Below are 18,337 nucleotides of genomic sequence, written 5' to 3' on the forward strand. Positions count from 1 at the left end.
TTTGGATTTTTAAGCCAATAATTTTGATTTAGTTAGCATTATCCACCAAATATTTGCAAAATTGCAATGAATAAATAGAGATAAAAGCGCGTATTTTAATCGATAATTGGTCTTTGTATAGCTGCATAAGACACGACTATGAATACGATATTCCATCCCTCATCGCGCAAAAATCCTTTGTTTGTAATGTCGCCACTAACCAAAGGCTATGTGGCGATGAGCGTTGTATTATTGATTTGGTCAGGATTTGCGTTGACTGTACGAGCGGTTGGTGCATCGTCGCTAACTATTGCGGATGTCATGCTTATTCGCTTTAGCGTGCCGCTGGTCTTGTTGACTCCTTGGGTACTCTCTAGTTGGCATGAAGTCAAAAGTATAAGACTGCCAGATATCATGTTCGTTTTACTTGGTGGCGTGCCTTTTCTTCTGTTAGCTGCTTTTGGCGCAAGTACAGTGCCAGCAGCTTACGTTGGTACTATTTTGACAGGTACGCCAGTCTTCTTTGCCGCAATATTGTCTTTTATTTTTTATCGTCAGCGAATATCATTAAGAAAATTTGCCGCATTAATCCTTATTCTCTTTGGTATCGCTACTATGATTGGCGGGCGTACACAGTCAATACCTAATAGTCTTCTGTACGGTGTGGGGTTATTATTGATGGCAAGCCTGATTTGGGCGGGTTATACCTTAGGGTTAAAAAGCACCAAGTTGAGTCCAATTGCTATCGCTATCGTGCTCTCTTATACCTCATTCTTTCTGACATTGATGATGGTTCTGTCTGGTATCGTAGAGACCAATATAGGTTCTGTATCTTTTGATGAAGCGCTTCCGTTTATCCTAGTACAAGGACTTGGTGTAGGGGTAGTATCAACCATTGCGTTTTCTTATGCAGTAAAACAATTGGGCTCCATTCGTACCTTATTACTTGGCTCTTTATCCCCAGGATTAACCGCTATACTAGCCACGCTGATACTTAATGAGTCTCTATCAGTTATCATGATATGCGGCATCGTACTCAGTACCATTGGCGTCATTTTGTCCAATCGAGCGCAATAAACTAATTAAGGAAGTATCATGATGTTAAACAATATGCCTATCATCAATGGTGATCCACTGTGGGCATTGTTAGGTAGGTTTCGTGCTGACCAACGTAAACATAAAATAGATCTATTGGTTGGTGTTTACCGAGACGAGCATGGCAATACGCCTGTAATGAAAACAGTGCAAGATGCAGAGATACATCTTGCTCATGAAGCTCATTCGAAGGCTTATGGTATGTTATCGGGTAACGCTAGTTTTAACCAGCAAATGGCAAAGTTTGTACTGGGTGACAGTCTAAGTCTAAAAGACCAGTGCACGATTCAGACGGTTGGGGCATCAGGGGCGCTACGACTCATTGCTGACTTTATCGCCACGCTCTCTCCAGATTCAACCGTTTGGATCAGTGACCCAGGCTATATCAATCATCGTCCGCTGATGGAAGGTGCTGGGTTAACGGTTAATACTTATCCATGGCAAAATAAAAATGGCCAGTTAGATATTGATGCGTGTTTTGCTGCGTTAGAAAAAGCAAAAGAAGGAGACGTGTTGTTATTACATGCGTGCTGCCACAATCCTACCGGTATAGACCCTTCTTTAGAGCAGTGGCAATTGTTTTCTGATAAGTGTAAACAGAAAAATATTGTGCCGTTTATTGATATGGCATATCAAGGCTTTGGAGATGATCCTGATACCGATGCTGCAGGACTTCGTTTAATGATTGAAGACGCTGACTTTGCATTTATCGCCGCCAGCTGTTCAAAAAATATGGGTCTATATAATGAGCGCACTGGTATTGCCACGGTGATGACGACGAACCATGAGCGTCACGCAGATATACAGACACTTTTAGAAACCATTACACGAGCCAACTACTCTATGCCGCCTAATCACGGTGCCGCAGTGGCTTCTTATTTGCTAGACAGCCCAGATGCTTGGCTAGTCGAGCTGGCAAGCTACCGTGATAGGGTAGATGCTATTCGCCAAGCGTTAGGCGTAGCATTAAAAGATAGGAGTGCACCTGCAGAGTTTTCGGACATCTCACATCAAAAAGGCATGTTCTCTTTATTACCGCTAACAGAAAATCAAATGCTCATGTTGCAAGATGAGTTCGCTATCTATGGCATGCCAAATGGTAGAATCAATATTGCCGGTTTGAAAATGACGGAAATCCCTCAACTGGCTGACGCTATCATGTCGATTATTTCACGTTAAAGATTAATTTTTGTAGCTCAGTGCAATGGTTTTATCCATTAATCGCACAGCAAAAAGGACACGACTATTTATACTTTATATTGGGATAAGGGTGGCGCTAACATGGCCACTCATGCTGTCTTTGAGGAGCTAGGCGCCTCTTATGAGATGATAGAAATAGACCTGTCTAAAAACATGCAAAAATCAGCTGAATATCTAGCCGTCAACCCAAACGGTAAAGTACCTACGCTAGTGCATCAGGGGCAGGTTATTTATGAGTCTGCGGCAATTTTAATGTATGTACTAGATCAGCATCCTAAGTCTAGGCTAGCACCTGATATAGGATGCCCAAGACGCGGTGTCTATTACCAGTATTTGTTTTGGATGTCTTCTACACTACAAGAAGCCGCTAATCGCTGGGCACATCCCGAGCATTACATCAGTGGTAAGCACAATTTGCAGCAAGTGAAAGATAAAGCGAATGATGTGCTAACCCACTGCTGGGATATTGTTGAAAAGGAGTTAGCTAGTAATGGTCCATGGGTGTTAGGCGATAAATTAAGTGGAGCTGATTTTCATTTATTTATGATTGCTCACTGGAGTCAGCGATATGCGAGTCGAGCACAGGATTGGACACACCTAAACGCACACTATCAAGCCATGCTAAACCGTGCCTCGATACAAGAAATGATGGCACAAGAAGGGTTGTTGTAATCTGTTCATATGTTCAAATAAAAGATATGTGATGAGTGAGCTAGAAGCACTGAATGCAATGCTTCTAGTGACTTCTAGCGATTGTAGTAAATATAGTTTTATATCGAGCCACTGAAGCGCCGCATCTCGTCTAAACGTCTATGTCTTGTCATCAGAGGCTGCTTTACAATAATAATATCCCACCAAATTAAACTGCTTTAGCTGCTCAGTACTTCACTTGATATTGACCGTTTTCTCACCTTTCTCGATAAATCGCGTTTCGCTAAAAGTATGATTTTATCATAAAGTCTATTTGGCTATTAGAAGTTCTGTTATCGAAAGATAGCAGGACTTTTTTGTGTCTAATTTTAATGGTGAGTCTCTTTTAACATGTACTACTATATATGCTATTATTTGAATATATAATGGAATGACACTTTACTTAAAAGGAGTTTGGACACATGTTGCGGGTCAGAAATCGCAAAATATCGTGTGCCATTTAATGTGATAACGATGAAAAAAATTAGGCTTGGAATATTTGTAGAAGATGAAACATTAGCATGGCACAAATTTATGCCATTAAAGTCTCTAGTAGATGAAGGTATAGTTGAGGTTTGTATTGCTATCCAACGAAGTGCAGAATACCAATCTAATCCCTCCCATATATCCAAGATTATACCGTCTATCAATCAAAAGTTATTTTCTATTCTTTCGCACGCTAAAAAGACTACCAAGCGTTATTCTATTCATGATTTAGTTCCCAATGGCAAAATGCCTGTCGTTACATCAATACCAAGACAAGATAAATCCAATGATGAAATTGAAGACTCAGTGATTAAGAGACTGCAGGCAACAGATTTAGATTACCTACTGAGTATGGATTTCCAAACCTTAATAGGGAAAGCGCTAGGCATTACGAAGCATGGCATTCTCTTACTTCATTATGGTGATGAAAGAATACAGCGAGGCGGGCCTGCGTTGTATTGGCAATTTGCTGAACAATGGGAAAATAGTGTCGTGACGCTGCAACTAGTGAGTAAGGACCATGATGTACACAAAGTGGTAGGTAGAGGTTATGGCAGTTTGTTTTACTGGGACTATAATTTGACTGAGGATAAGTTAAAAGGAGTTGCAGCATCAATACTGTATTGGTACTTCCGTAAAAATAAAATTGGCGTCGAAAGTGGAGATTCTATTAATTTAATTAACGATCGCACACTTTATAAAACGCCTACACAGTTAACGGCCATACGACATTTACAGAATTTTCTCAAAAACTACATGATAAAAAGATTTTATAAAAGACTTTATCTAAACAACTGGAGTATTTTTATTGGTTCTATTGATCAGCCGATACAAACATATACGGAGATACTGCCTGAAAAGGGATGTTTTTGGGCCGATCCTTTTTATATTGAACACGACTCAAGACGTTACATATTTTTTGAAAGCTTGAACTACAAAGAGAATATTGGTCGAATAGAATGGATAGAGCTGAATGAAAGCCATCAAGTGATTGGTTCAGGACAAGCTGATTTGGGTATTAGCACGCACTTAAGCTTTCCCAATGTATTCGAGTATGAAGATGCTGTCTATATGATTCCAGAGGCTGCAAAAACCAATTGTATTAGCTTATTAAAAGCGACAGACTTTCCGTGTAAGTGGGAAAAAGTTCATGAGTTAGTTTCAGACGTTCAGGCCGTGGATAGCGCCGTGATTGAGCATAATGGATTATGGTATCTTTTCACAACTCACGGTTCAGTTTCAAATATGACAATAGATTTAGAGTTGCATATTTATACGTCTGACAAGCTGCAAGCAGATAACTGGACCATTCATCCCTCGGCGCCTCTAAAAATTGACGTGCGTGGATCGCGATTAGCAGGCGCATTATTCCGAAAAAACGGTCAGCTCTTTCGTACTGCTCAGGATGGCACTCTTAGATACGGGCGTAGGGTCGCTATATACCTAGTAGAAGAGTTAACACCGAATTCTTATAAAGAAACCTTTGTACGTTATATTGAACCGAATTGGGAGACTGACATTGATCGTCTCCATACCTATAATGTTTATAATGAAACAGTGGTACTTGATGTTTCAAGGGATAAGTTGCGCTTTAGAGTATAGGCACTAAAACATTTAGTGGTTGGAGAATAAAAAACCCATCATAAGTTTCGACTTATGATGGGTTTTTATAATTTTGACTCGTATTATATCAAGCTACTGATCCGCCGCATTTCGTCTAAACGTCCACGTCTTATCATCAGACGCGTCTTCACAGTAGTAATATCCTGCCAAATCAAACTGCTTTAGCTGCTCAGCATTGGTCAGCTTGTTATCTGCTGCATATTTCACCATTAGTCCACGTGCTTTTTTGGCATAAAAGCTAATCACTTTATATTGACCATTTTTCTCGTCTTCAAATCGTGGCGTAATGATATCTGCCTTCAGTGCTTTTTTCTTTACCGCTTTAAAGTATTCATTGGAAGCTAAATTAACCAATGTTTTGTCATCGCTGTCAGCCATACGCGCATTGATAACGTTAGTCACTTCCTCGCCCCAAAACTCATAAAGATTGCCACCGCGCTCATTTTTCAGCTTGGTACCCATCTCTAAGCGATATGGCTGGATAAGATCGAGTGGCTTGAGTACTCCATACAGCCCAGACAAAATACCTAAGTGCTCATTAACATAAGTAGCAGTATCTTTGTCCATATGATACATATCAAGTCCAGTATAGACATCGCCATCGAACAAATAGCCTGCAGGTTTTGCCGCATCAGTATTATCAGTGAATGGTTGCTCTTCGCTCCAATGCCATTGTTGATTGCGCGTGGCATTAAGCTGAGCCAGATCGTCAGATATACTCATTAGCTCTTGTAGGTCAACGGGCTCTTTTGACTTCAGTACTTTCATCAGTTCTTGTGAGCGTTCGATTAGCTCGGGCTGACTATAGTAGTTGCCTAAATTTAATGGTATAGCGTCTGTTTCGTTCAGGGATTTTGCAGGGGAGAGCAAAAAATACATGGTTATTCCTTATTATAATGAATCGATGACGGGTTTTTTCGAGTGTCAAGTATTCTTATTATACGGTATGCATGGGTGGAACTTGACTTAGCCTTGCTTATTTTATGTTTATTGACGTTATATTTTTAATAAAATAACAGATTTAGAATTAGGAAGTAAATGGAGGTAGCCCTTTCCTTATAAGGGATAAGCATTTTTTAGAAAAATAAAAGGCTTTAATATACCAACAAAAAGTATGCCAATGGCCTAAATACCTAAATTTTTATTTTACTTGTGGGTCATCATTAGACAATGAAATTTGACGAACGATATCTCTATAATAAAAAGGCATGATGGTAAAGTAGCTATCATTTATTAAATTGATAACCTTCGGTCGCTGTAATGGATTAATCATGATCAATGGGTTTTGTCCCCTGTGCTTTTTAGATGTGCGTTGAGGGTATTAAAGGTAGTCGTGAGACGTAAATATAGTCATTGGACGTAAGTAAGGAGACGGTATGAAAATCGGTGTAATCAGTGCAGATATCACGAGCGAGAGCCGTGTAGCCATAACCCCAGACGCAGTCAAAAAATTGCGTAAACTTGGGTTCGAAGTCGTCATTCAGTCAGGTGCAGGCCAAGCAGCATACTATGCTGATGAGTTGTATCAGGCTGCGGGCGCCGACATTGCTAGTAGCAGCACCGAGGTGATTACCCAGTCTAATATTATTACCACCGTCAATGACCTACCAGCGGAAGCCACTGAAAGCTTATCGTCTGGTCAGATCGTCATTGGCATGCTCGACCCGTATCGCAACACTCAGCTTGATACTTATGCAGCCAAAGGCGCGACAGTATTTGCGATGGAGTTATTGCCTCGCACCCTGTCACGCGCACAGAATATGGATGTATTGTCATCACAAGCCAACCTTGCTGGTTACAAAGCCGTATTGCTCGCGGCCAATGAGTATTCACGTCCTTTCCCGATGTTTATGACTTCAGCAGGTACGGTTAAGCCAGCCAAAGTCGTTATCCTAGGTGTTGGTGTTGCAGGTCTACAGGCAATTGCGACAGCAAAGCGTTTGGGTGCAGTGGTAGAAGCCAGTGACCTACGTCCGACGGCTCGTGAGCAAGTGGAATCACTCGGTGGTAAATGGCTTGATGTGCCGATGAGCGCAGAGGAGGCTGAAACAGCTAAGTCTACCGGTGGTTATGCATGGACGCCATCAGAGCAATATGTCAAAGATCAAGCAGCTGTCGTAGATAAAGCGCTCAGTAATGCTGACATCGTTATTACCACGGCGCAGATTCCTGGTCGTAACGCACCGCGTTTGGTACATGGCGCAACGCTTGCCAAAATGAAGGCAGGTTCTGTACTGATCGATATGGCGGCTGGTACCGGTGGTAATGTCGAAGGCAGCGTGCCTAACGAAACCATCACCACAGACAACGGCGTACGTATCGTTGGTGCCGCCAATATCCCATCTATGCTCGCCGCACAGTCGTCAGATTTGTATGCCAATAACCTTGTTAACTTTATTACGACATTGATTGCACCTACTGGCGATGATGCATCGGCTAGCTTGGCACTTAACTTAGACATGGAAGACGAGATTCAGGGCGCACTGGCAGTGACACATGACAGTCAGGTACGACTGGCCAAACGCTAGTTTGAACAGTCTATTACCACATATTTCGTCACTACACATTTGCCAGTAATGAATAAATTTTTAGGAGGATTAGATGATTGCCACTATTTTAGCTGCAGCGCCAGCCGGTGCGGCCATGAGTAGCACACCATTTGTAGCGATTTTCACTGTATTTGTGCTCGCTATTTTTGTCGGATACTACGTGGTTTGGGGCGTAACGCCTGCATTACATACGCCATTGATGGCGGTAACCAACGCTCTATCAAGTATCGTCATCGTGGGTGCGATGCTACAGACTGTCACGATTGATGGTTCAATGTTTACACCGACCAGCTTGCTTGGTGCCTTCGCGGTATTTTTAGCCAGTATCAATATCTTCGGTGGCTTTGCGGTGACTGAGCGTATGCTTGCGATGTTTAAGCCGAAAGTGAAAAAAGCACCTGTAGCAACAGAAAATGGAGGTGACGCATGAATGATTTCTCAACAATGATTGCGGCAAATGCAGATTGGTTCTATCTAGTCGGCGCTATCCTCTTTGTTTTAACGTTACGTGGTTTGTCTAGCCCAAAGACAGCGATTCGCGGTAACCGTTTTGGTATGGCAGCGATGGCAATTGCCGTTGTGACTACCTTCTTTTTAGCAGAAGGCCCTGTGCTTTGGTTGATAATCGGTGCGATGGTGTTGGGTGCCCTTGTTGGTATGTGGAAAGCAAAAACAGTCGCAATGACCCAAATGCCAGAAACGGTTGCTTTAATGCATTCATTCGTCGGTTTGGCAGCGGTTGCGATTGCACTTGCGACGGTATTACACACTGAACAGCAGCATGGCGCCGTTGCTCGCATCGAGCTATTTATCGGTTGCTTCATCGGTGCGATTACGTTCTCAGCCTCAGTCTTTGCCTTTGGTAAATTGGCAGCGAAAAGCTGGGCGAAAACATTGGTCGGCGGCTGGGTAAAACCGGTTCAAGCGCTACTATTCATTGCGATGATTGGTTTCGGTGGGGTGTATTTCGTCACTGACTCACTACCAGCATTTTATGCGATGGCAGTGATTGCCGTTATCTTTGGTTGGATGTGGATTGCGCCAATCGGTGGCGGTGACATGCCAGTAGTCGTATCACTACTGAACTCATTCTCAGGTTGGGCAGCAGCAGGTATTGGTTTTACGCTTGGCAACTCGATGCTGATTATCGCAGGTTCGCTAGTCGGTTCATCAGGTGCGATCTTGTCTTACATCATGTGTAAAGCCATGAACCGCTCACTACTTAATGTCTTGTTTGGTGGCATGGGCACGTCAGCTGTGGCAGCAGGCGGCGATGATGGGGCACCGAAGAATTACAAAGCAGGCTCAGCAGAAGACGCAGGGTTCCTGATGTCTAATGCCAGTAGCGTGGTCATCGTACCAGGTTACGGTATGGCGCAAGGCCGTGCACAGAATGCAGTAAAAGAGCTATATGAGTTGTTAAAAGAAGAAGGTGTTAACGTTCGCTTTGCTATCCATCCAGTTGCTGGTCGTATGCCAGGTCATATGAACGTACTGTTGGCTGAAGCTGATGTCCCTTATGATGATATTTTAGAAATGGACGAGATCAACTCAGACTTTGCGAGTACAGATGTGGTGTTGGTCATCGGTGCGAACGACGTTGTGAACCCATCTGCGAAAGATGATCCTACTTCTCCAATCTTCGGTATGCCGATTCTAGAAGTCAGCAAAGCCCAGACGGTCATGGTCATCAAGCGTTCAATGAGTACTGGTTATGCAGGTCTGGATAACAGCTTGTTCTACATGGACAAAACGATGATGATCTTTGGCGATGCCAAGAAAATGGTAGAAGAGATGGTACGTACTATCAATGGCGGCGGTCATTAATCTCTAAGCTATGTTTTTAACCATCATCATGCACAGATAAGTTTTAGATAAAGAAAGTCACTGAGGTGGCTTTTTTTGCGTTAAAGTGGGCGACATTTATAAGCCGACTATGGACTGAGGTTATTTCCAATTATGGTCAGTTTTTAATGATCACAATATTAACTGCGCTTTATGTACTCAGTATACGATTTGCGCTTGATTAATCTTTTAGCCCATGTGAGCTGCTTCAACGATAGACAATCACCAATTATAAATACGATGAAATAAGAGAAAGATTTATGAACATGTTACTGCGTTTTTTTATTATGGTTAGCTTACTTAAGCAACAGCTCAAGCATCAATCGACGAGCGAAACTATCAGTCTAGAGACATTGACTGCACCGACCGTCCGCCATTATCGAATTTTGCCCCACGATATGGGGTTTCGCGATCATTTGCCCAATTATCGTTATTTATCATTTATTGAGCTAAACGTGACACGCTGGGTAAAGGCGTGCTGTCATAAAAAAGGCATTAAGTCGCTGAATTGGGTGATTGCCATGCAAGAGATGATTTATCTGAAGCAAATTAAATTTTTGGATAAAATGACGCTTAGCAGTGCAGTCGCAGGATGGGATCATAAATATGTGTATTTTGAACATCGCTTCTTTGTCAAAAACCAGCTGATGGGCGTTGGTATGACCAAGTTTGTTTTTACAGATAGTAAAGGTATGCGCACACCAGAAGTATTAGATATGATGGGCGAGCAATTGACAGATACCATTAACACATGGAATGAGCACCAAGTCGCGGTAAAATCGACTAAATCAGCCTAAGCCACATCGCAAAACAGTATTGAAACCCAGTATTGAAAAACAGCATCGTAAAATAACTTGGCTATAATCATTTGCTGAATTTTGGTAGGATAGAGCCCATCAAGTCGTCAGTATTAGGACGATGGCATTACTTTTAAGACGATGATTCTCAAAACGACTAAAAATAAGGTACCGTTATGACACCACAAAAATTAAAATGGACAGACAGTTTAGATATCGCGATTGAGCTTTACGAGAAGTTTCCAGAAACAGATCCGCAGTATATTCGCTTTACTGATTTGCATCGCTGGGTAACTGAACTTGAAGGCTTTGATGATGATCCACAAAAATCAAATGAAGGCATCTTAGAAGCCATTCAAATGAACTGGATTGATGAAGCCGATTAATCGACTTGATCTGCCAGCATTGCCATAAACAGAAAATCAAATAAACAGATAGAAAAGGCCGCATCATGACATCACAAATTAAAGAGCTACCAGAAGCGATAGCTTGTAGCGGTATCAGCGTTCGTACCACCAACAACGCTGAGATAAGCCATGACACTGCCAAGCTTGGCAGATTATGGCAGAAGTTCTATCAAAACCATGTAAAGCAGCTTTCTGAAGGTGAAGACATTTACGGTATCTTTCACAACTATGAGAGTGATGATTTGGTAGGCGCTTTTGATGTCGTGGCGAGCTGGAAAGTAGACAGCGAGCAAGAGCAGCAAAGCGCTGGTAATTTAGTAACAGTCAATATTCCGGCTGGAAAGTATTTGGTATTCTCTGAACAAGGTCGAATGCCTAATACAGTAATGAATGCTTGGGAGAAGGCATGGACCTATTTTAATGATCCAAGCTGTGAGCATACCAGAACTTATAATGTCGATTTTGAGCAGTATGTCGGTGGTAATTTAGAGTTTGGGCAAGTGGATCTTTATATTGGTATTGAGTAAGGCTGTCAACACTATAAGAAGTCGACTTGACTATAGTAATCTGTGACGCGGCATCAAGTGAGCTTTAGATGGATGGTTTTTAAAATACTTAGGCGTAGCTTATTGTCTAACAAACCATAATGCAGTTATAAAAAACCCCACATCTATTTTATTATAGCTGTGGGGTTTTTTATTATGAGTAATTCATCAAAATTATTTATTCAATGCTAGTTAAAAAGCTTTAGTTACACCAATGGTAAAGGTACGTGGTAGGTTTGGTCTAGCACCGTATGGCGTACGACTCACAATAACTTGTTTGTCAGCGATGTTTTCAACCTTACCAAAGATTTTAGCATCATAACCGATAGGGTAGTGGGTAATAGCATCAAAAGTGAATAACGAATCAGTCTCGCTACGCGGCTCATTGGTACGATTACAGCCCACTGATTCACAAATGCCGCCAGCGTATTTAGCAGTCAAGTAAGTATCCCAACCTGAATCCATCTCGATTCCGGCGCGCACACTGGCTTGATTTTTGGGCACTAGCGTTAAGCGATCGCCATCTAACGTGTCTTTGTAGTCCTCGGCAAGCTCAGCTTGGGTGTAAGTGTAAGTGGCATGCAGTGGAATACTGAATCCATCTCCATCAAAGCGAGTGCCAGCCATTAACTCAAGCCCTGCGATTACCGCAGAACCACTCTCTTTTTCGTTACCTGATGTTATGGGATTTGAGCTACTACCGCAAGGTACATTTTCTGAGCAGTTTCTGATCACAGAATCAAAGTCACTATAAAAGCCAACCGCTTCCATATAATTACTACCAGCACGATAGCGTGTACCAATTTCGTAGTTGATGCTCTGTTCAGGATCCGTGTTGTCATCTTCGGACACCCCAGCGCCTAGTGGGCTGAAGCCTTTGTGGACACCCCCTATCAGCTGTACTTCATCATTGAGCTGGTAGCTTGCGGATAAACCGGGCAAAAATATAGACTGATTATTGCTCACGCGTGCTTGAGTATCAGTATCAACACCGCGTGTCTCTTCAGTATCAATATACTCGTAACGCATGGCTAGATTTAGAACTAAGGGGTCAGTCACTTGCCACTTATCAGTCAGCCAAAGACTAGTTGCATTGGCTCTTTCTTCACGGTTATTGCTAGCGCTAGGGGCTTTCGTACTTTGATAAATTAAATCACCGTCAACCTGATTAAAAGTATCGATTGGCTGATAACGCTCAACTTTGTCACGGTGATAGCGTGCGCCCACATCAATGTTGTGATCGCCATAGGCACTTAAAATGTCAGTGTTGAAGTTCGTCTGAACACCGGTACTATAATAAGTGCGATCATTGGCTTGGATACTAATACCTGCTAAATCCTCGGTACCATCTAACTGCCCTTGAGTGACATCACCTTCATAAAAATCATTGATTTTATTACCGCTAAGCTTATACCAATTACGATGGGTTTTATTATAATAAGCGGTCGTACGTAGCTCGCTATTGTTATCCGTGATCCAGTTGTGCGTCAAGTTAAGTCCGGTATGTTCGTCTTGTATATTATCAAGCGCAGACATCGGGTAGCGTCTGTTAGGGTTTTCATTGAAGTCAGCATCTGTTAAACCTAAGTAAGTCTCATCACTAGATCTATCAGAATACTGCGCTTTAGCAAATAAACTATGCGCAGGATTGATCTGATAACGACCTTTTAGGACATAATCTTGATTGTCATAGTCGCCAATGTCTTTACCATCAATCTCTTTAAAGCCTTTGCCTCGTTGTTGCACAGTTTCAATTGAGCCTGCAAAGTCGCCTTCGCGTCCACCAGCATAAGCATGAACATCCACACCGCCACGGTCGTTGATTGAGGTCATCGCTTGGCCGCCATTAGTGGCAGGAATAGGGGTTGATAGATAGTTAATAACGCCGCCGGTCGTTTGCGGCCCATAACGTAGCAGCGGCGCGCCTTTTAGAATCTCAACTCCTGACATACGCAGCGCTGTTGGATGGTAATAAGCGGCAGGGGCAGCATAAGGAGCGGGCGCGATAGGAATACCGTCCTCCATTAAATGCACCTTACTACTACGTCCACCAATACCGGCACGAATACTGATATTAGGACGTAAGCCCAACCCATCTTCTTCAGAGACGTAAACCCCTGGCACGGTCTTTAAAACTTGGTTAATATCTGTAATTTGCTCATTTTCTAACTGTTCGTTATCAACGTAATAACCAGAACCCGTCATTAACGGTACATTGTCTTTACTGCCGATAACAGTAATTTCGTCTAAGGTTACCGAGATTGCTGATTCTTCGGGATTGCCTTGCTGGGTATCAACACTTTTTGCATAAACTGCCTGCATGGACAAGGCTAAAGTGGACAATAAAAATACAGTAACAGACTTATAAGGATGAGACATCTCACGGACTCCAAAAGGGAAGCATAAAAATTAATACCGCATTTTTATAAAAGTGAATATTAACAATAATGATTATCGTTTGCAAGTAATAAGCAACATTTATGTATTCTGCTTTCAATGGATCTACAAAAATTTTAGTGGTGGTCACCTTAAGTGACTGTTAATACAGGGTTATTTATATGTTGTAATAATACTTAAAACAAATAAAGGCAGCGCTAAACATTTAAGCACTGCCTTTATTGTTGTTTTTTTATTAACATCATTGATACTGTAGAGCCTAATTAAGCAATAAATGCTCTAAAATCCCTTCATAAATCTGCGCCAATTTGCCCAAATCATCGATTTCGACTTTTTCATCGACTTGATGAATCGTCGCATTACGTACACCCAATTCGACGACTTGGGCACCTGTTGGGGCAATAAATCGACCATCAGACGTACCACCAGAAGTAGATAGCGTTGTATCGACATCGGTCACTTTTTTGATGGCGTTCTGACATGCCGAAACCAGTTTTCCTTCAGGGGTTAAGAATGGCTGACCAGATAATTTCCAATGAATATCGTAGCTCGCTTTACTGTTGGCAAAGTGCTTATCAAAGATAGCATGCGTTTTTGCCTTTAGTTCATCCTCAGTCGTTTCAGTTGAGAAACGGAAGTTAAAGACCACGTTTAGCGTTTCAGGAATGACATTGGTTGCGCCAGTGCCGCCATTGATGTTTGATATTTGCAATGAGGTGGCTGGGAAATAGTCATTGCCATTGTCCCATGCGGTAGATGTCAGTTCAGCAAGGGCAGACATCGCTGCATGAATCGGATTAGATGCTAGATGTGGATAGGCGACATGGCCTTGTTTACCTGTAACGGTAAGCTCTGCACCTAGCGAGCCACGACGACCGTTTTTGATGATATCACCTAACGTATCGGTACTTGACGGCTCGCCAACGAGACAGTAGGTGATTTTTTCTTGGCGAGTTTCCAAGGTCTCGATCACTTTGACCGTACCATTAATTGACGGGCCTTCTTCATCTGAAGTGATTAAAAAAGCAATTGAGCCGTTGTGCTCAGGATGATTGGCGACGAAACGTTCGGCTGCAACAGTAAAAGCTGCAATACCAGTTTTCATATCGGCGGCACCGCGTGCCCATAGATAACCATCAGCGATGGTTGGTGTAAATGGAGGGTATGTCCAGTTTTTCTCATCACCCGTTGGCACGACGTCAGTATGACCAGCAAAACAAATCACTGGATCGCTAGTACCGCGGCGTGCCCACAAGTTTTTGACTTCGGCATGTTCACCGCTTTGTTTTCTATCACCGAAATACATAAACTCGCAATCAAAGCCTGCTTGTTCTAACCGTGCTGACAACATATCTTGGCAACCATCGTCATCGGGCGTCACTGAAGGACGCTCTAACAGTGCAATGCTCAAGTCTAATGTTTCTTGCTGATGAGTCGTATGTTGAGATGCGCTTGATTGGTTATGAGAGTCAGACATGAATAAGCCTTTTGTATAATAAATTGAAATGGTAAATATAAATAAAGAGTAGAGGATAAATGCTAAATGGCTATTTCGACAAAGGGTACAAGACCATCACGGCGCATCCAAGTGGCGATAGAGTAGCGTTGGCGATGCGCAGTTTGTACTTGATGACGTAAATCGCTATCGAAAATAATCAGTCTATTGGCAACTGGCATCACTTCATGGTGCGTGCCATGTTTGTCAACGACCTCTAGTTCACCGCCATCGGCTGCTTCCCAATTATCATTGAGATAAAAAACCGCCGAGATAACCCGTTCATCACGTCCAGCAGGGTTGTCACTGTGCCATTGATAGCCAAAACCAGTCGGATAGCACGCATAATGCGCTTCGCTATGGCGAATACCAGCAAATAAACTACGATTGAATAGCGAGGCCAAAGCATTGATGCTTTGTAGATAGTAATAGCCTGCAAAAAAGTCTTCAGTAATCCAGCGTATTCTATCACCGCGAATATCACTGATGCGAACACCAGTGGTCAGCTCTGCATCACGATAGTCAATAAAACCGCTTTCTGCTTGTAGTGCTAATAAGGCAGTACTATTGAATACATCATCAATAATGAGCCAGCCGTCAGCGACAAAGGTATCGAGCTGTTTATCCGTCAGCTTATCTTCCCAGTTAACCGCAAAGTCAGACATTTGCAATACGTGCTGAGTAGGAATTTCTTGGCTATCATTATGAGTATTTGGCAGCAGTAATGGTGGATTATCCTGACCTATCGGATGATCAACGACCAACGCTGTCTTGTTAAGGTTGCTAATAATCTGCGTCATTTCATCTCATTATTATCAATCAGCTGTCAATATACCGTCATTCAATACGTTTTTATTGAAAGCACTTACTAAAACCACATTATCTTTTACTCTGCCTATGCTACCATAGATGCAATTTTTCTTATTTAAACTTTTGAGATTATGAACTATAAACACGCCTACCACGCTGGTAACTTTGCTGATGTGGTTAAACACATTTTATTGGTACAACTGCTTAATCAACTGGGGCAGAAAAACAAACCGTTTTATGTGCTTGACGCTTATGGCGGTCGTGGACTGTATTCACTAAGCAGTGAAGAAGCGCGCAAAACAGGTGAGGCCAAAGGCGGTATTCAAGCTTTTCTAAAAGCAGATACCGAAAAGGCACCAGCTGCTGTCAAAGATTATATGGAAGGCATCAAGCAAGCCAAATTCACTTACGACAATAAAGTCTATCCTGGTTCGCCATGGTGGGTGGCCCATCACGTCGAAAAAACCGCCGCTAAAAAGCCTGATGCTGGCGTGCGTGCTGAGGCTTTTGAAGCCAAAGCGACTGAATACGATGCGTTGAACTATCAGCTACATAAGTTGCCAATTGGTATCCAGCATCGTGATGCTTTTGAAGGTATCACCGCTGTTATTCCACCAAAAGAAAAGCGCGGTTTGATTTTCCTTGATCCTCCTTATGAGCAAGAGCACAAAGATTTTACGCGCCTGATCGATTTATTAGTCGCGGCTTATAACAAATGGCCACAGGGCACTTATGCGCTTTGGTTCCCAATCAAAAACATCGAAGCCGTAGAGCTCTTCTATAAAAAGCTCAAACGTACTGAAATGAGACGTCAGTTGGTTTGTGAGCTAAACATTTATCCTAATGATGTTGCGGTTGGTCTGAACGGTACAGGTCTACTGGTTATCAATCCGCCATGGCAGTTTGATAACCATGCACGTGAGATATTACGTTTCTTACAGCCAGTACTAAAAGTAGAAGACGCGCCAAACTTGACGCCTGATAGTGCGACCAATGTGCGCTGGCTCGTCGGCGAATAGCAATAACGGCCAATAAGGATATTAAGATGACGACTCAGCCACCTATCGGCCAGCCGAATAATGCACCTTTGGACAATTCGTCCTTAAATGACGGCTCGTTGCAAGATAATGCAGCGACTCAGCCACCGTTTATTGATGAGCACGAATTTAATATTCGCCTAGCGGATAACGACAGCTATGATGGTTTGACATTTGAGGTGATTGAAGCTGAAGTAGCCGAAGGTAAGCGAGTAGTTAGTCGCGGTGTTTATTTGGCACCCAATCTGATCACAACCTTGTCGCTACTGTCAGGCTTTTACTCTATTTTGGCGAGTACGCAAGGCGAGTTCTATAAGGCGGCTTTGGCTATCTTTTTATCTGCTATTCTTGATGGTGCAGATGGACGTGTCGCACGTATGCTCAATGCGCAAAGTCCATTCGGTGAGCAATACGATTCTTTAGCAGATATGCTAGCGTTTGGCGTTGCACCTGCTATTTTGATTTATAGTTTTGCTTTAGAGCCATTGGGTCGTATCGGTATTGGCTGTGCGTTTGTCTTTACTGCTTGTGCTGCTTTTCGCCTTGCACGCTTTAATGTTCAGGTCGGCATCGTCGATAAAAAGTACTTCGTTGGCTTAGCCAGTCCACTGGCCGCTATACTGGTGACGTCTGCTGTAATGGTTGCAGTCGATCATAATGAATGGATTGGTCAATACGATACAGCCGTCATGCTACTGTTTGCAGCTTGGGTCGTGACTTGCGGTCTACTGATGGTCAGCAATGTCAAATACTATAGCTTTAAAGAGTTTGACAAAAAGAAAGTACCTTTTGTAGTGCTTATCATTGGGGTGCTAGTCATGAGCATTGTGCTCTATGATATACCCGTTGGTATCTTAGCTATCGGCATCATCTATGCGTTATCAGGTATTGTGACTACGATTAAAACGAAAGTGGAAAGCTAGATACTGTATTTAGATTTTATATGAGGGAACTTACCGTAAGGTGAGTTCCTTTTTTTACGCGCTCTATATACTGCTGAAGTACGTCGACCACTGTAAAACAGCTAAATCTGTAGATATAAAAGACAGTATTTAAAGTTTGATAGCGATAACAATGGGTTAGGTTAATACGATATCAGTGATAGAAAATAACTGAGATTATTTATAGAGTTTCCTTGTTTTCTATCTAAAACTCCGTATAATGCCACCCAGTCGAAAGGGAAGTAGGTTACAGGTTTGAGCAATGCAAATTGTTTAAATTAAATAGCAAATACTTCTTGACTAAATAAATATAGCGTCTATAATACGCACCTCATCAAGACGAGCTGGAAGTAGCTAGTGTGTAATTACACATTAATAACCCAGTTAACTTGTTGAAACAAATTAAAAAAAGAAGTTGACAGACTATTAAAACATGATATG

The 18,337-nt window shown here is 42.3% G+C and carries 16 protein-coding genes; 12 read left to right on the forward strand and 4 right to left on the reverse strand.

Going from position 1 to position 18,337, the window contains the following annotated elements; translation table 11 throughout:
* Positions 1 to 138: 138 nt before the first annotated feature.
* The 4 genes from QO187_RS09810 (at position 139) to QO187_RS09825 (ending at position 5,052) form a co-directional block, all read left to right on the forward strand.
* On the forward strand, positions 139 to 1,056 hold the full coding sequence (locus tag QO187_RS09810; RefSeq protein ID WP_371548207.1) for a DMT family transporter: 918 nt from the start codon (positions 139 to 141) through the stop codon (positions 1,054 to 1,056).
* Between the two features lie 18 nt (positions 1,057 to 1,074).
* Positions 1,075 to 2,253, forward strand: coding sequence for an aromatic amino acid transaminase (locus tag QO187_RS09815; RefSeq protein WP_201549337.1), 1,179 nt, complete (start codon positions 1,075 to 1,077; stop codon positions 2,251 to 2,253).
* Between the two features lie 66 nt (positions 2,254 to 2,319).
* Entirely contained in the window at positions 2,320 to 2,946 is a 627-nt protein-coding gene (locus QO187_RS09820) for a glutathione S-transferase family protein (protein ID WP_371548222.1), read from the forward strand.
* 492 nt (positions 2,947 to 3,438) lie between these two features.
* The gene (locus QO187_RS09825) at positions 3,439 to 5,052 is read left to right on the forward strand and encodes a hypothetical protein (RefSeq protein ID WP_371548209.1); all 1,614 of its coding nucleotides are present in this window, start codon (positions 3,439 to 3,441) and stop codon (positions 5,050 to 5,052) included.
* 93 nt (positions 5,053 to 5,145) lie between these two features.
* Here the strand turns inward: QO187_RS09825 and yaaA are convergent, their stop codons facing one another.
* A complete protein-coding gene (yaaA, locus tag QO187_RS09830; RefSeq protein WP_371548211.1) occupies positions 5,146 to 5,952 on the reverse strand; it encodes a peroxide stress protein YaaA in 807 nt (268 codons plus the stop codon).
* Positions 5,953 to 6,449: 497 nt separating this feature from the next.
* Here yaaA and QO187_RS09835 point away from each other — a divergent pair, with 497 nt between their 5' ends.
* From QO187_RS09835 to QO187_RS09860, 6 genes are all read left to right on the forward strand, one after another.
* On the forward strand, positions 6,450 to 7,601 hold the full coding sequence (locus QO187_RS09835) for a Re/Si-specific NAD(P)(+) transhydrogenase subunit alpha (RefSeq protein WP_371548213.1): 1,152 nt from the start codon (positions 6,450 to 6,452) through the stop codon (positions 7,599 to 7,601).
* 115 nt (positions 7,602 to 7,716) lie between these two features.
* A complete protein-coding gene (locus QO187_RS09840) occupies positions 7,717 to 8,052 on the forward strand; it encodes a proton-translocating transhydrogenase family protein (protein ID WP_219621845.1) in 336 nt (111 codons plus the stop codon).
* The gene (locus QO187_RS09845) at positions 8,049 to 9,449 is read left to right on the forward strand and encodes an NAD(P)(+) transhydrogenase (Re/Si-specific) subunit beta (RefSeq protein WP_102092432.1); all 1,401 of its coding nucleotides are present in this window, start codon (positions 8,049 to 8,051) and stop codon (positions 9,447 to 9,449) included. The genes QO187_RS09840 and QO187_RS09845 overlap by 4 nt, the downstream gene beginning before the upstream one ends.
* Positions 9,450 to 9,727: 278 nt before the next feature.
* Entirely contained in the window at positions 9,728 to 10,264 is a 537-nt protein-coding gene (locus QO187_RS09850) for an acyl-CoA thioesterase (protein ID WP_160022626.1), read from the forward strand.
* A gap of 176 nt (positions 10,265 to 10,440) precedes the next feature.
* Positions 10,441 to 10,650, forward strand: coding sequence for a Fe-S cluster assembly protein IscX (iscX, locus tag QO187_RS09855; protein ID WP_021812734.1), 210 nt, complete (start codon positions 10,441 to 10,443; stop codon positions 10,648 to 10,650).
* A gap of 65 nt (positions 10,651 to 10,715) precedes the next feature.
* Positions 10,716 to 11,198 (forward strand): GyrI-like domain-containing protein, encoded by a 483-nt coding sequence (locus tag QO187_RS09860; protein ID WP_160022628.1) that lies wholly within the window; start codon positions 10,716 to 10,718, stop codon positions 11,196 to 11,198.
* Positions 11,199 to 11,408: 210 nt separating this feature from the next.
* On the opposite strand, the gene QO187_RS09865 is transcribed toward QO187_RS09860, so the two are convergent.
* The 3 genes from QO187_RS09865 to QO187_RS09875 form a co-directional block, all read right to left on the reverse strand.
* Positions 11,409 to 13,595 carry a TonB-dependent receptor domain-containing protein gene (locus QO187_RS09865; RefSeq protein ID WP_160022630.1) on the reverse strand — a complete coding sequence of 729 codons (2,187 nt, stop codon included), beginning with the start codon at positions 13,593 to 13,595 and terminating at the stop codon, positions 11,409 to 11,411.
* A 277-nt stretch (positions 13,596 to 13,872) separates the two neighbouring features.
* A complete protein-coding gene (dapE, locus tag QO187_RS09870; protein WP_371548214.1) occupies positions 13,873 to 15,090 on the reverse strand; it encodes a succinyl-diaminopimelate desuccinylase in 1,218 nt (405 codons plus the stop codon).
* A 62-nt stretch (positions 15,091 to 15,152) separates the two neighbouring features.
* The gene (locus QO187_RS09875) at positions 15,153 to 15,908 is read right to left on the reverse strand and encodes a 2OG-Fe(II) oxygenase (RefSeq protein ID WP_371548216.1); all 756 of its coding nucleotides are present in this window, start codon (positions 15,906 to 15,908) and stop codon (positions 15,153 to 15,155) included.
* 141 nt (positions 15,909 to 16,049) lie between these two features.
* On the opposite strand from QO187_RS09875, the gene QO187_RS09880 reads away from it, so the two are divergent.
* Both QO187_RS09880 and pssA read left to right on the forward strand, forming a co-directional pair.
* Positions 16,050 to 16,937: a 23S rRNA (adenine(2030)-N(6))-methyltransferase RlmJ gene (locus QO187_RS09880; protein ID WP_057758888.1), complete on the forward strand. Its 888-nt coding sequence runs from the start codon at positions 16,050 to 16,052 to the stop codon at positions 16,935 to 16,937.
* 26 nt (positions 16,938 to 16,963) lie between these two features.
* Positions 16,964 to 17,878 carry a CDP-diacylglycerol--serine O-phosphatidyltransferase gene (gene pssA / locus QO187_RS09885; protein WP_371548218.1) on the forward strand — a complete coding sequence of 305 codons (915 nt, stop codon included), beginning with the start codon at positions 16,964 to 16,966 and terminating at the stop codon, positions 17,876 to 17,878.
* The last annotated feature ends 459 nt before the right edge of the window (positions 17,879 to 18,337 follow it).

The sequence above is a fragment of the Psychrobacter sp. Arc9 genome, from assembly GCF_041431295.1.
In the GTDB taxonomy this organism is placed as follows: Bacteria; Pseudomonadota; Gammaproteobacteria; order Pseudomonadales; family Moraxellaceae; genus Psychrobacter.

Bases quoted from the DNA above. Each gene is read 5' to 3' on its own strand.
- yaaA (WP_371548211.1), bottom strand. From the start codon at position 5,952: ATGTATTTTTTGCTCTCCCCTGCAAAATCCCTGAACGAAACAGACGCT.
- QO187_RS09840 (WP_219621845.1), top strand. From the start codon at position 7,717: ATGAGTAGCACACCATTTGTAGCGATTTTCACTGTATTTGTGCTCGCT.
- pssA (WP_371548218.1), top strand. From the start codon at position 16,964: ATGACGACTCAGCCACCTATCGGCCAGCCGAATAATGCACCTTTGGAC.
- QO187_RS09810 (WP_371548207.1), top strand. From the start codon at position 139: ATGAATACGATATTCCATCCCTCATCGCGCAAAAATCCTTTGTTTGTA.
- QO187_RS09875 (WP_371548216.1), bottom strand. From the start codon at position 15,908: ATGACGCAGATTATTAGCAACCTTAACAAGACAGCGTTGGTCGTTGAT.
- QO187_RS09860 (WP_160022628.1), top strand. From the start codon at position 10,716: ATGACATCACAAATTAAAGAGCTACCAGAAGCGATAGCTTGTAGCGGT.
- QO187_RS09865 (WP_160022630.1), bottom strand. From the start codon at position 13,595: ATGTCTCATCCTTATAAGTCTGTTACTGTATTTTTATTGTCCACTTTA.
- QO187_RS09825 (WP_371548209.1), top strand. From the start codon at position 3,439: ATGAAAAAAATTAGGCTTGGAATATTTGTAGAAGATGAAACATTAGCA.
- QO187_RS09845 (WP_102092432.1), top strand. From the start codon at position 8,049: ATGAATGATTTCTCAACAATGATTGCGGCAAATGCAGATTGGTTCTAT.
- QO187_RS09850 (WP_160022626.1), top strand. From the start codon at position 9,728: ATGAACATGTTACTGCGTTTTTTTATTATGGTTAGCTTACTTAAGCAA.
- iscX (WP_021812734.1), top strand. From the start codon at position 10,441: ATGACACCACAAAAATTAAAATGGACAGACAGTTTAGATATCGCGATT.
- QO187_RS09880 (WP_057758888.1), top strand. From the start codon at position 16,050: ATGAACTATAAACACGCCTACCACGCTGGTAACTTTGCTGATGTGGTT.
- dapE (WP_371548214.1), bottom strand. From the start codon at position 15,090: ATGTCTGACTCTCATAACCAATCAAGCGCATCTCAACATACGACTCAT.
- QO187_RS09835 (WP_371548213.1), top strand. From the start codon at position 6,450: ATGAAAATCGGTGTAATCAGTGCAGATATCACGAGCGAGAGCCGTGTA.
- QO187_RS09815 (WP_201549337.1), top strand. From the start codon at position 1,075: ATGATGTTAAACAATATGCCTATCATCAATGGTGATCCACTGTGGGCA.